This is a genomic window from Candidatus Neomarinimicrobiota bacterium, assembly GCA_017656425.1.
GTDB lineage: Bacteria > Fidelibacterota > UBA2242 > UBA2242 > B5-G15 > JACDNV01.
Genome location: JACDNV010000008.1, coordinates 98,517 through 111,148, shown reverse-complemented (window position 1 = coordinate 111,148; position 12,632 = coordinate 98,517). Strand labels below are relative to the sequence as shown.

The window sequence follows — 12,632 nt, the reverse complement described above, 5'->3', positions numbered from 1 at the left end:
AAATAGAAAATGGCAAAAATTCGATTAACAAAAAACGAGCTTAAAAGACAGAAAGAAATACTTGCTCGCCTTACTAGATATCTACCCACGCTGGAGTTAAAAAAGCAGCAATTGATAAATGAAATCAGGACTATTACGAGACAGATTGACCAGATAAAAGCAGAGATCGAACAGGCTGAAAAAAGAATAATGAAATGGGTAGATGTCTTTGCCGAAGATATTGATCTTAAAGAACTAATAAGTGTAGAAAAAATCGAAACTGAAGAGGGAAATGTAGCAGGAATTGATATTCCAATCTTTAAGGAAGTAATATTTAAAATTGAAGATTATGACCTTATGGAAATGCCTGTCTGGGTTGACTTTGCCATCGAGGCAGTCAAAGAACAAATAGAGAGGCTTATCAGAATTAAAATATTTGAAGATCAAATCAAAATTCTAAGAGTGGAATTACGAACAACAATACAACGTATAAATCTATTTGAAAAGGTAATGATTCCACAAACAAATGAAAATATCAGAAAAATCCAGATATTCCTTGGTGATTTACAAACAGCTGAAGTTGTAAGAGGTAAGATAGCAAAGGCTAAGCTGGAAAAGAGGAGAGAGGTTTCCTGAACATGATAGTTCCGATGAAAAAAGTCACTATATTTGTTTATGAAAAGGAAAAGGATGAAGCATTACGTAAACTGAGACAACTCGGTGCTTTACACATAAAAAACATAAAACCACCTGTTGCAGAAGATATTTCTGTGATCGAACAAAAAATATCCAATACCGAAAAATTGATTACCTATATAAATACTTTTGAGCAACTAAAACCACAAAAAGAAGCAAAAAATCCAGAAGAAATAGTTGATAAATTTGTTGAATTAACACAGAAAAGAGATAGCCTGCTAAATGAGCTTGAAGAGTTAAGAACCTATATTCAATGGTTTGAAAAGTGGGGGAAAGTATCCCTTGACAGTATTAAGGAATTAGAAAAATATGGAATCTATATCCACCTTTATACTGTAGATAAGAGCTATCTAAAAAAAATACCAGCGGATAAAAATATTTTTATTGTTAATCAGGACAAATTCTATGTATATCTAGCATTGATTGGACAAAACCCAGAAGACAGGCTGGAACTAAAGGAAGAAATAATACCACAGGTGAATCCCGATGATATATACAATCGTTATAATCAGCTGGAATTGGAACTCCAAAAAATAAATAAAGAACTTGCTGATTTTACGGCATATAAAGAAATCCTTGAAAAATATCATGCAGAACTTTTAAAAAATCACGAATTTAACTTAGTACGATATGGTATGGGGAGTGAAGAAAGAATTGCCTTCCTTCAGGGATTTTGTCCAACAGATAATGTCCCTGACATATCAAAGAATGCTGACAAAAATGGCTGGGGATTTATTGTGGAAGAACCGGATGATCCCAGTGAAGTACCCACCTTAATCAGAAATCCCAAGTGGATAAGAATAATTGATCCTGTTTTCAAATTTATGGGCACACTACCCGGCTATCACGAAACCGATATAAGTTTCTGGTTCCTCATTTTCTTCAGTATATTTTTTGCACTTTTGATAGGTGATGCCGGATATGGACTTACTTTTCTTCTCGCTACATTTTTATTAAGGAAAAAATATAAATCTGCCCCATCAGAACCATTTACCCTTTTTTATCTACTCAGTGCAACAACCATTTTATGGGGTAGTCTTTCCCTAACATTCTTTGGCTACGTTATTGATGTCAATAAAGCAGTTTTTATTCCTAAGTTTATCGGCAAAGTTAATTCATATATTAGAGATAACAATAACATGATGTTCATAACTTTTCTTATTGGGGTTATTCAGCTATCACTCGCACATCTAATAAATGCACTTAGGATCATTAATACTTTAAAAGCAATATCAGAAATTGGCTGGATATTTATAATGTGGGGACTGTTTTTTGTTGCCGGTGGTCTTGTTCTTAATAATCCTATGCCAGGATTCACAGTGTATTTATTTCTAATTGGATTTATTCTAGCTGGCTGTTTCGCAAATCCCCAGAAAAATATATTAAAGGGTATACTTTCAGGAATAGGAAATCTTCCCCTCAGCATAATAAGCGCATTCTCTGATATTGTATCTTATATTCGTTTATTCGCAGTAGGTCTTGCAACTGTAATCGTAGCCTCAAGCTTTAATGACATGGCTTTAGGAGCAGGGATAAGCAATCCAATAGCGGGACTTATCTCCGCCCTTATACTGGTATTTGGACACGGATTAAACATACTGCTTGGTTTAATGGCTGTAATAGTACATGGCATCAGACTCAATATGCTTGAATTCTCTGGACACTTAAATATGGAGTGGTCAGGTAAACCTTATAAACCCTTTAAAGAGTAGTATAGGTTGAAAAAATTTAAATAGGGAGAGGTGAAAAATGGTACAAGGATTAGGTGATATGAATTTATCTCTGGCATTGGCTGCAATTGGTTCAGCTCTGGGTACAGGTGTAGCAGGAATGGCAGCTATAGGCGCCTGGAAAAAAGCTTTTGCGCAGAATAAAGCAGCTCCTTTTATTCTTATTGCGTTCGTAGGAGCACCCCTTTCACAAACTATCTATGGTATGATATTAAGAAATGCTATTCAGTCCGCAAATCTACCACCAGAATCTTACTTATATCAGATGATAATAGGTATCGCTGCGGGTCTTGCTATGGGATTATCAGCTTTTATGCAGGGTAAGGCAGGTGCAAGAGCTGCCGATGCACTTGCAGAGACAGGCAAGGGTTTTGGTAACTACATAATGGTTCTTGGTGTTATTGAGACAGTAGCTCTGTTCGTAATGGTTTTCTGTATGACTGCTATCCCAAGAATATAATTATAGGGGAATAAAGCAAATAAATACTATATTGTCGTTATTACAGTTGGTAAAAAATAACCAGGTAATCATAAATGAAAAAGAAAAACATTTCTGGTAGTGTAAAACTACCAGAAAATGCTTATAGAAAATTAAAACCAGGAGAAGAGTATATACCAGTAGTACCAGATGATGTCATAATGCCAGAGGTTACCCCATATTCATTGCTTTGGGGAATTTTTTATGCTGTTCTCTTCTCTATGGCTGCTGCCTACCTTGGACTTAAAATAGGACAGGTCTTTGAAGCCGCTATACCAATTGCTATTCTTGCTGTGGGAACATCAGTATTATTAAAAAGAAAAAATGCTTTACAAGAAAACGTAATAATTCAATCAATAGGCGCTGCCTCAGGTGTAATAGTTGCGGGCGCCATATTCACAATACCTGGCCTATATATCCTTGGACTTAATGCCAATTTTCTGCAAATATTTATTGCATCGTTCCTCGGAGGGGCACTGGGAATATTATTCTTGATTCCCTTTAGAAAATATTTTGTCAAAGACATGCATGGTGAATTCCCATTTCCTGAAGCTACTGCAACTACAGAGGTACTAATCGCTGGAGAGTCTGGAGGAGAGCAGGCTAAAACTCTCGTGAAAGCAGCAATTGTCGGTGGGTTATACGACTTTTTTGTTTCTGGATTTGGATTCTGGAAAGAAGTAGTTTCAACTGAAGTATTTAAAATTGGTCAACTGCTTTCTGATAAACTGAAACTGGTATTCAAACTGAACATAGGTGCTGCCGTTATGGGGCTCGGATATATAGTTGGACTCAGGTATGCATCAATAATAGCAGCCGGTTCATTTCTTGCCTGGTGGGTACTAATTCCAATCGTCTATTTCATAGGACAATATATACCTCATCCTATTCTAAATGCAGTAAAACCTATTAGTGAAATGAATCCTCAGGAAATCTTCACTTACTATGTCAGACATGTTGGTATAGGAGGTATTGCAGCTGCCGGTATAATAGGGATAATTAAATCATCGAAAATAATATGGGGTGCTTTGAAACTCGCCTTTTCAGAATTCACAAGTAAACACCTGAGTGCAGAAGAAAATGAAAGAAGGACACAAAAAGATATAAAAATTAAATGGGTTGTAACATTACTAATACTTATTATAGTATCCACTTTTTTATTTTTCTATGTAGGGGCAGTAGATTTTAATATAAAGCATGCAACAGCGGGTGTATTAATTGTAACAATTATAGCATTCCTTTTTACCACGGTTGCAGCACGTGCTATTGCAATTGTTGGTACTAATCCCGTTTCTGGCATGACTCTTATGACTTTGATTATATCATCTGTCATACTTGTAAATATAGGTCTGTCAGGACCCATGGGTATGCTTGCAGCTCTATTAATCGGGAGTGTCGTATGCACAGCGTTGTCAATGGCTGGTGGATTCATAACCGATCTTAAAATTGGATACTGGCTTGGGACTACTCCCAGGACTCAGGAACGATTTAAATTTCTGGGTACATTATTTGCCGCAGCATCAGTAGGATTGGTTATACTGATACTATATAAAACTTATGGATTTGGCCCAGGTGGACTCGAAGCGCCACAAGCATCAGCAATGGCTGCTGTATTGAAACCACTAATGAGCAATCAACCAGCTCCCTGGCTTGCTTACCTTGCAGGTATTTTCCTTGCTATTATACTGGAAATAATAGGAGTACCTCCTTTGGCATTTGCACTGGGAATGTACTTACCTATATACCTTAATACACCGGTTCTTATCGGTGGATTAATATCACATTTTGTTGCTAAAAGTTCTAAAGACCCCAATATTTCTGCTAAAAGGAAAGATAAAGGCACATTAATAGCATCGGGGTTTATAGCAGGTGGTGCAATTATGGGGGTTATTTCCGCGTTTATAATATTTTTTGGTAAACAGATCGCCGGGGAGAGTTGGTCACTAATGAAAGCAATAGGGACTGAGCATTGGGCAGAGTCTTCAGGTGCAGAGATACTGGGATTTGTCATGTTTATACTTCTGAGTATATATATGTATATTGATTCTAAAAGAATCAAAAAGTGAAAAACGAAAAACCTATATATAAATTACCAATAAATGGAACTTTAGATTTACACACATTTAATCCCAGGGAAGTGAAAGAACTTATAAGCGATTATATAGAAGAATGTTTGAAAAAAGAAATTTATTCTATTCGCATCATACATGGAAAAGGTACTGGAATTCTCAGGAAGAAAATTCATAGTATTTTAAGAAAAAATCCCAGGGTAAAACTTTTCCACATGGCGTATGGAGATCCATCCGGGATCGGAGCTACTATTGTCGAATTAGGTAAAATTGAAGAATAAACAACTTGATATAGCCTTTATTTCCTTTGCAACACTTCTTGCTATATAATAAATTTAAAATGTTATTTGCCACCCTAGCTCAGCTGGTAGAGCAGCTCACTCGTAATGAGCAGGTCGTCGGTTCGAATCCGACGGGTGGCTCACATTATTAACAAAAGACAAAAAATAAATAAAATACCTCTCCTCCCTATTGTACCTTTTGTATAGACGTTTCTTTTTGACAATACAAAATTTGATTTTTTGCTGAGTGATCTGAAATCCTGTGCTGCAGATTGTAAAACCAATATTCAAATTGAAAAGCAAAAGAATGCCAAATTAACTCCAAAGTGAAGAAACATTTGTGTATATATTCCGAATGAAATGTTTTGGGCTTATCTATGATTTTCTCATCTAAATGAAGCGGACTAATAATTAGTTTCGTTTTTTACCGCTGAAATTAAATACCATGTTTTTTTGATCGCCAAAATTTTTCTTGTCTCCTAGTTGCAATCCAGTGGGCATAATCGATTCTTTCCCATTCGATGATTCCAAGTATTTTCACGGCATGATTGAAGAAAGAAAAAAACGCAATGAGGCACTTTCCTCATTGCGTAATATGTTTTCCCCGGAATAAATCGAAGTTCGTGGAGATTTAATAGATATTAAACCTATTTACTATGCCGAACTTCATTTATAACTATTGCTTATCGCTTTACCCTCGGGTTACCTTCCCAAATACTCCAGACCTCTTCTTCATTGAGGGGTTGTGCATAATCCGTAAGCAATGTGGTCGCCAATGCTCCGCAAGCCCATCCAAATTGTATCCATTTTTCAGGTTCCCAACCTTTGAGAATCGCGTAGAGAAGTCCTCCAACAAAGCCATCCCCTCCACCAATCCTGTCAAGAACAGTAATTTCACGTGGTCTAACCTCATACCAGGAATCATCTACAGAAAGTATTGCTCCCCAAAGGTGGCTTTCTACACTCAATACTTCTCGAAGTGTTGTTCCAAAAACCGATGCAGAAGGATATTCCTTTTGCACCTTGCCGATCATTTCTTTAAAACTATCAATTTTGCTCAAAAGATCTTTCCCCCCTGTTTCTGGCCCGGGTATTCCTAATGCAAGTTGGAAATCTTCTTCATTACCAACCAGAATATCAGCAATACTGGCAATGCGAGTAAATATTTTTCGAAGTTCTTTTTCACGCCCTTTCCAGAAAGAAGCTCTGTAGTTCAAATCAAAAGAAATTCGAGTGCCATATTTTTTCGCAGTTTCTCCTAGTTGTAGACAAAATTCTCCAGTCTCTGGAGAAAGCGCAGCAATCAGACCAGACATATGAATTATTTGGACTCCTTCTTTTCCAAAAATTCGATCCAGATCAAAATCTTTCGCACTTAGCGTACGACCGACTTCCCCCGCACGATCGTTGTGCACACGTGGTCCACGTGTACCGTATCCTGTATCTGCAATATTGAACTGATGCCGATAGCCCCAGGGTCCACCCTGCGGTACCTCTTTGGCCTCGACCTCAATTCCTCTCTTCTTCAGGTCATCTTTGATGAACCGCGCAATTGGGCTACCCTGCACAAAAGCAGTCAAAACCTTAACCTTCATTCCCAGAAAAGAAGAAATACTGGCCACATTGGATTCTGCACTGGTAGCCTGCATATAATAAAGCGGACTCGTATGCACAGGCTGGTTAAATAGCGGAGTAATTCTCACTCCCATACTCGTTGGCACCAGCAAAGCAAATTCAGCGTCTTTTTTTAGTTCTATCATTGCGTCTCTCCTTATTTTTGTGAAAGCTTTTTTCGTCCATCTGTTATAAAAACGCAATAATTTACTGCCATTGGTTATCTCTTACAAGCTCATTTGCCGATGAAATTCGAACAAAGAACATATATCGCATCTCAAATATCATAGACTGAAATCTTCAGGATAAATTTGTTAATCACTCCTGTGACGCCTTGTACCGGATACAAAAATACCCTTAGATTACTCAACTCCAGAAAAAGGATAAAAAAACAGTTTGATTTTTGGAAAGTTTTTTATTATTATAATTTGATAAGATAAAATAGAAATAAATGCATCTGATTCATGTTCATAAAATTAATTCGAGTGAAATCAGGGATTACTTTTTGTATGATGCTTATACTATTGAAAAAACAAAAACTATTCAAGACTCTTGTTTACACCCTTCTGGTAAATACCTTAGCTCCCCAAATAGTGATAATACATTAGAGTATGACTCTAAAACCTTTGAAGACAAAGAAATTTGCGTAGATCCCACACTGCAAGCTGCAACCTACCCCGTCATTGCGAAGGACAAAGCCAAGAAGCAATCTAATTCATTTAGTGATGTTAAAATTCATGCTTTAAGAAAAAGTTTTGCCACTCATTTATTATATAGCAGAACAGATCCGAGATATGTTCGTCACAGGCATAATAAAACAACTGAGATTTATACCCATGTGAGCACAAAAAATCTTTCTACGATAAAAAACCCTCTTGATAATCTTTTAAAAAAGGTGTGAAATATGAGGATAAAAACAAAGAGAAATGATCATCTAGAAGGAAGTATATGCGAACTATTCGCATATACTTATCATTCGGGAACATATTCGAAAAGTTCGGATATGAACGAGTTATCAGAAATTGCAGGCTCGAGAAATCAAGAAGGTGAACGATAATGAACGAATATGAAATCGCTATCAAAAAGGTCTTGCCTTATTTTCGAGACAAATATGGTTGGCCTGAAAAGCTAATAAGTTCTTATGGTCGTGTTCCTATCCAAATTGGTATGTCTACGGTTTGGGCAGATTATGTTTGCTATATTTAACAAGGTCAAAGAGCAGTTCCATGGTTGCTTATCGAAGTTAAAAAAAAGGGTGCCAGTCTAGACCATGAGGCTATTCCACAGGCAGAGTCATACAGCCTTATACTTAATGTACCTTTCTTTTGTGTTACAGATGGGAGTTCGTTTCAGTTTTATAGCACGGGGAATTCGCAAGGAAAAAGTATTCCTCTTCAAAACTTTCCACCAAAGCCTTCTTCCGAATATTTGAAAACGGGTGTAGAATACATTTCTTTTCCCCCTCAAATCGATAATTTGATTGATTTGTTTTTTATTGGACTTAAAAATGAAAGTAAATTTTTGGAGGACACAAAATGGCACGATGATGCATCCAAACAGTTATTTAATAAAGTGTTCAAACAGATAGATTCTATCTCCCCACATAAGTTAAAGAATGCTTTGAGAGATAACGTAATGATGAAACCCCCAAATAGGAATAAGCTGTTCAAACAAATTGATAATGATTTTAATAAATTCAAAAAAGTTCTTAAATTTATCCGTGATTTCAAGGGTGAACCCGTTATTAATATTAATCAGATGTTGGACAGAAAAGGAGATCTCTACTTAAGGGGGGGGTGGTATTTTCTTTATCACTCAGCTTCTTGCAGGCGCGCATCCAAATGAATATGTTGTTCTTGAAAAAAACGTTTCTAAAGCACTCAGGCATTTGAAGATCACAGATATTTTGATCAAGAACGATACCGCAAATGGTTATGTATATATTAATGAAATTTGCAAGAGATTATACGAGGAAAAATTGAAAGATAGATTACAGAAACACGGTTTTGGATTTGGATTGGCAGCGGTTCATAATTTCCTTTGGCATTACTACGTTCATTATCGAACTAAGAGGAAGTGGTATCCCTAAAAAACATAGAAGCCTGCAACATCAGATAACAAGCGGGTATCTGGCTACGATGCTTCGTATCTTAGCCCAAATCCTCACTACGCTCAGACTTCAGATACCCGCCGCACCGTTAGACGACATTTTGACCGTGCTCTATGAGCAAGGAGGTGTATAAAATGAAGTTAAAAAGTATTACAATTGAAAATATAAGAAGCTTTAGAGAAAGAACTACTATTGAATTTGATAAAGGCTTCAATATTTTGATAGGGCCTAATGCTGGAGGTAAAAGTAACTTACTTGATATTATAACAATAGTAATTAGACATTATTTTGTGGAAGTATTCACTGTTATTGATCAGAGTGATCAAACAGGATTTTTTAGGAACATTCAAAAATCCCCGCTTTTTAATCCAATACAAAATTACTTAGATAAATTTATTGGCAATGAGAGTAATATCTCATCAATAGAAATTGTTTTCGAGTTAACTATGGAAGACGTTAAGAATATAAATGAGATAAAACTCAAGAAAGAAATTTTAAAAGGGAATTTAAGGAAATACAGAAATGGATATAATTTTATTGGAAACATAGAATCTGTTTGCCAAAATTTTGAAAATAGCGATTTAAGAGAAGGAATGGAGTTGAGATATATCATACAAAAGTATCAACCACCCAATCCAGCTGGAAATAATGAAAAAGCTTATTTAAGCTATCTAAATAACTTTGAACTTTTCCTGATTCTTTCCGAAGAAGAAATAAATTTAAAACCAATTTATCTTTATTTTTCCCCGTATAGAGCAATGGATGTAAGCAATTTACAGACCAATCTTTCAGCCCGAAATTTTTATCAGTTATATCAGAGTTATGCAAAATCCACTTCAAAGTCTATATCTTCAGCGATAGAATTAGCGTGTTTCTATTTTTCTCAAAAAAGAAGAAGAATGGAAATAAGTGCAAAAAATAATGGCTACCATAATCACTGGATAAATGATGAAGAAGTCAAGTTAATTACTGGATATTTGAAAAAGTTGAACTATGATTGGGATATAAATCCTGAAAATCCTGATATAAATATTTATAAAATCACTCTAAAAAAGGATGGAAAAGAATTCTCACTCTCACAAGCGAGTTCTGGTGAAAAAGAAATAATGAATTTCTTACTAGGTATTTTTGCCCTTAATATTAGTAATGGATTAATTATTATTGATGAGCCAGACCTACATTTGCATCCGCAGTGGCAGAAGTTACTAATAGAGCTTTTTGTAGAACTAAGTATCAAGACTAGCAATCAATTTATTGTATCTACACATTCAGCTATTTTTATAGATGAAAAGACGATCTCCAACGTAATAAGAATATACAGGGATGATACAGGGACGAGCAAAAGCATAAAAATAAGAGAAGAATATTTACCTCAAGTAAGAGATATCCTTCATATAGTGAACAGCTACAATAATGAAAAGTTATTTTTTGCTGATAAAGTCGTGTTAGTAGAAGGTGTTATAGATAGACTAATTTTTAAAAAATTGATAAGCTTTTACCAATCAGAAAGTGACAAACCTCAAGTTGTGGAAGTATTAGATGTTGGTGGGAAACATAATTTTGATAAATATGAGCAACTTCTGGAAGAAATAAATTGTGAATATTACATAATTGCTGATCTTGACTATGTTAAAGAATTAGCAGAAAAAGATGAAAATCATAAAATAAAAGCATTATTTAACATTGATTATTCATCTATCGACAAAGCAATAAAATATAAAAAATCTCTTAATGGAAAAAGATTGTCGGAAATAATTGAAGATGCAATAAAGGTGAATAAAATAACTGAAGAACTAAAAAGTTTATGGAATTACATGAAAGATAGACATTTGAAATTAAAAGATGGATTAACAGAAAAAGATATTAATGAATTGAGAGAGTATATAAACCAAAAAGAGGAGAAAAATATTTTTATACTATATGGTGGAGACAAATTTGAGTATGGCGAAATAGAAGATTTTTTGCCTGATGGGTATAAAAACTCGAATGGTGTAATTGAATTTACTAAGTCTGATAATTTTAAAAATTGGTTTGAAGAGAATGCTGTAGAAAGAAGAAGATTAAAAGAGATTGTGTACAAAATCTTAGAAATTAATGAGGGGATAAAATGAGCACTGTCAAAACACACACCTTTAAGGTGCTGTCGCCTAACAAGCGGGTATCTGTCCACGGTGCTTCGTACCTCCGCCAAAATTCGGCTTCGCGAAACTTCAAATGTCCCAAAACGTTATGAGATACGTCAAAATAACTGTTCGAGTGGCATTATATGACAGTATATCTAGACATAAGTAATTGGGATAAAACTCTTAGATCACATAGTCTAGCGCTTTTGATGCGATCTGGGCCCTTTTCTATGAGAGAAAATCCTGTCGAGGTATTCATAGCTAAAAACTCCAGGGAATGGGCACGCAAGCTAATGAATGACCCAGTAATGGCACATCTTCAATGGATTGGCATAAGCATCGGAATCGAATGCCTCCTTAAAGCAGTTTTACTAAAGCATCGGTGCCTCTATCTCAAGAACAGAGCACTCGAGACCCGTCTCGAATCAGCTGTTGCACCGTATAATACCGTATATAAGGCTGCACTGAGCACTAAAGTGGTAGCAAAGTCGAACCCGTGGCTTCAGAAGCAATTGATTTCTGCAGGGATTGAATCACTATGGAACATTAACTCACACACATTAGGCACCCTCATCCAGAAGTTTGTCTCTAAGTTAACGTCCAGCGGTGTCATAACAAAGCAAGAGGAAGAAGACCTTACTCACCATCTAACAACGCTTGCTGATATTCGCCGCAACGTTGATGCGCATGTTTTTCTCAACTTAAGAGTGGTCATGAGCATCGGACATGACTTGGAGAAAGTCATAGTGCCGGTGATCAATCAGCTTCTCAGAATCTGGGATCGCTCATAGCAAAGCGTAGAGGACAACATGTGTGGCAATGCCCATAGGAAAGATCATGGGACGCTTAAATGAGTTGTATCATCGTTGAGGCACACGATTCCTTTCGCCGATATACTATATTACAGTTCGGAACTTGTCTTTCAACTGTGAGAATTTAGATGTTTAGGAATTAGAGAAAAGGGTTGAGAGTAGCCAATCAGCATTGTGCACACATTTCAAAAGGAGTAGAGCAACAACTTCTATGCGACTTTGTTTAACGACGTAATGCTATATCAGTCTGAACCTTGTAGGATGCTACTTCTGGATACTGGAATTAGGGACTCTTGAGTCTAATGTGTAACCAGACGATTAGGGTGTGGCTACGACTATCCTCATTATAAAGATCATCGGCGTAAAGGACCTCCAATGGATGTAAGATTCTTCCGAGAAAAAGTTTGGGTTTACTCTAAGGCAAGTTGATAAGTTGGTTGACAATCTTTAAAATGAAAGAGATTAGACACATTATTCATAATAGAGTAGAGTGGCTGTAGGAACAATTTTTGACTGTCTAAGTTGGGATAAAAGTTAATGGGTTACATTTGGTTCAGGAAATGAGATTCAAATATCAAAACAATTCAGATTTGATATTGTGATAGAACTTTACAGTGCCACTAAACAAGAATTAGAAACAGCTTATATCACCGTGGTACCTTCATCCCTTACCCTCGCAGCTATTGATTTTGAGGAGACAACATCCTCAAGAATGTTCTTGAAATTCTATTACAGACTCC

Annotated in this window: 10 protein-coding genes and 1 tRNA gene; 10 read left to right on the top strand and 1 reads right to left on the bottom strand. The window is 36.0% G+C overall.

The window, feature by feature from the left end:
* The first annotated feature begins 9 nt into the window (after positions 1 to 9).
* The 6 genes from H0Z29_07225 (at position 10) to H0Z29_07200 (ending at position 5,374) form a co-directional block, all read left to right on the top strand.
* Positions 10 to 615 carry a V-type ATP synthase subunit D gene (locus tag H0Z29_07225; GenBank protein ID MBO8131291.1) on the top strand — a complete coding sequence of 202 codons (606 nt, stop codon included), beginning with the start codon at positions 10 to 12 and terminating at the stop codon, positions 613 to 615.
* 14 nt (positions 616 to 629) lie between these two features.
* Positions 630 to 2,387 (top strand): hypothetical protein, encoded by a 1,758-nt coding sequence (locus tag H0Z29_07220; protein ID MBO8131290.1) that lies wholly within the window; start codon positions 630 to 632, stop codon positions 2,385 to 2,387.
* Between the two features lie 37 nt (positions 2,388 to 2,424).
* Positions 2,425 to 2,865, top strand: a complete 441-nt coding sequence (locus H0Z29_07215) for a V-type ATP synthase subunit K (GenBank protein MBO8131289.1) — start codon at positions 2,425 to 2,427, stop codon at positions 2,863 to 2,865.
* 74 nt (positions 2,866 to 2,939) lie between these two features.
* Positions 2,940 to 4,949 (top strand): oligopeptide transporter, OPT family, encoded by a 2,010-nt coding sequence (locus tag H0Z29_07210; GenBank protein MBO8131288.1) that lies wholly within the window; start codon positions 2,940 to 2,942, stop codon positions 4,947 to 4,949.
* Positions 4,946 to 5,233: a Smr/MutS family protein gene (locus H0Z29_07205; GenBank protein ID MBO8131287.1), complete on the top strand. Its 288-nt coding sequence runs from the start codon at positions 4,946 to 4,948 to the stop codon at positions 5,231 to 5,233. Before H0Z29_07210 ends, H0Z29_07205 begins: the two co-directional genes overlap by 4 nt.
* Before the next feature lie 68 nt (positions 5,234 to 5,301).
* A tRNA-Thr gene (locus H0Z29_07200) sits at positions 5,302 to 5,374 on the top strand.
* A 542-nt stretch (positions 5,375 to 5,916) separates the two neighbouring features.
* On the opposite strand, the gene H0Z29_07195 is transcribed toward H0Z29_07200, so the two are convergent.
* Positions 5,917 to 6,993, bottom strand: coding sequence for a sugar kinase (locus H0Z29_07195; protein MBO8131286.1), 1,077 nt, complete (start codon positions 6,991 to 6,993; stop codon positions 5,917 to 5,919).
* 305 nt (positions 6,994 to 7,298) lie between these two features.
* Here H0Z29_07195 and H0Z29_07190 point away from each other — a divergent pair, with 305 nt between their 5' ends.
* The 4 genes from H0Z29_07190 to H0Z29_07175 all read left to right on the top strand — a co-directional run bounded on the left by H0Z29_07190 (position 7,299) and on the right by H0Z29_07175 (position 11,871).
* Positions 7,299 to 7,748, top strand: a complete 450-nt coding sequence (locus H0Z29_07190; protein ID MBO8131285.1) for a tyrosine-type recombinase/integrase — start codon at positions 7,299 to 7,301, stop codon at positions 7,746 to 7,748.
* A 329-nt stretch (positions 7,749 to 8,077) separates the two neighbouring features.
* Positions 8,078 to 8,692 carry a type I restriction enzyme HsdR N-terminal domain-containing protein gene (locus H0Z29_07185; GenBank protein MBO8131284.1) on the top strand — a complete coding sequence of 205 codons (615 nt, stop codon included), beginning with the start codon at positions 8,078 to 8,080 and terminating at the stop codon, positions 8,690 to 8,692.
* A 399-nt stretch (positions 8,693 to 9,091) separates the two neighbouring features.
* A complete protein-coding gene (locus H0Z29_07180; GenBank protein ID MBO8131283.1) occupies positions 9,092 to 11,068 on the top strand; it encodes an AAA family ATPase in 1,977 nt (658 codons plus the stop codon).
* 242 nt (positions 11,069 to 11,310) lie between these two features.
* Positions 11,311 to 11,871 (top strand): hypothetical protein, encoded by a 561-nt coding sequence (locus H0Z29_07175; protein MBO8131282.1) that lies wholly within the window; start codon positions 11,311 to 11,313, stop codon positions 11,869 to 11,871.
* Positions 11,872 to 12,632 lie beyond the last annotated feature (761 nt).

What these genes read in the sequence shown, in the direction of transcription:
- H0Z29_07225 (MBO8131291.1), top strand. Translation starts at nt 10, where the DNA reads ATGGCAAAAATTCGATTAACAAAAAACGAGCTTAAAAGACAGAAAGAA.
- H0Z29_07220 (MBO8131290.1), top strand. Translation starts at nt 630, where the DNA reads ATGAAAAAAGTCACTATATTTGTTTATGAAAAGGAAAAGGATGAAGCA.
- H0Z29_07215 (MBO8131289.1), top strand. Translation starts at nt 2,425, where the DNA reads ATGGTACAAGGATTAGGTGATATGAATTTATCTCTGGCATTGGCTGCA.
- H0Z29_07210 (MBO8131288.1), top strand. Translation starts at nt 2,940, where the DNA reads ATGAAAAAGAAAAACATTTCTGGTAGTGTAAAACTACCAGAAAATGCT.
- H0Z29_07195 (MBO8131286.1), bottom strand. Translation starts at nt 6,993, where the DNA reads ATGATAGAACTAAAAAAAGACGCTGAATTTGCTTTGCTGGTGCCAACG.
- H0Z29_07190 (MBO8131285.1), top strand. Translation starts at nt 7,299, where the DNA reads ATGCATCTGATTCATGTTCATAAAATTAATTCGAGTGAAATCAGGGAT.
- H0Z29_07180 (MBO8131283.1), top strand. Translation starts at nt 9,092, where the DNA reads ATGAAGTTAAAAAGTATTACAATTGAAAATATAAGAAGCTTTAGAGAA.
- H0Z29_07175 (MBO8131282.1), top strand. Translation starts at nt 11,311, where the DNA reads ATGAGAGAAAATCCTGTCGAGGTATTCATAGCTAAAAACTCCAGGGAA.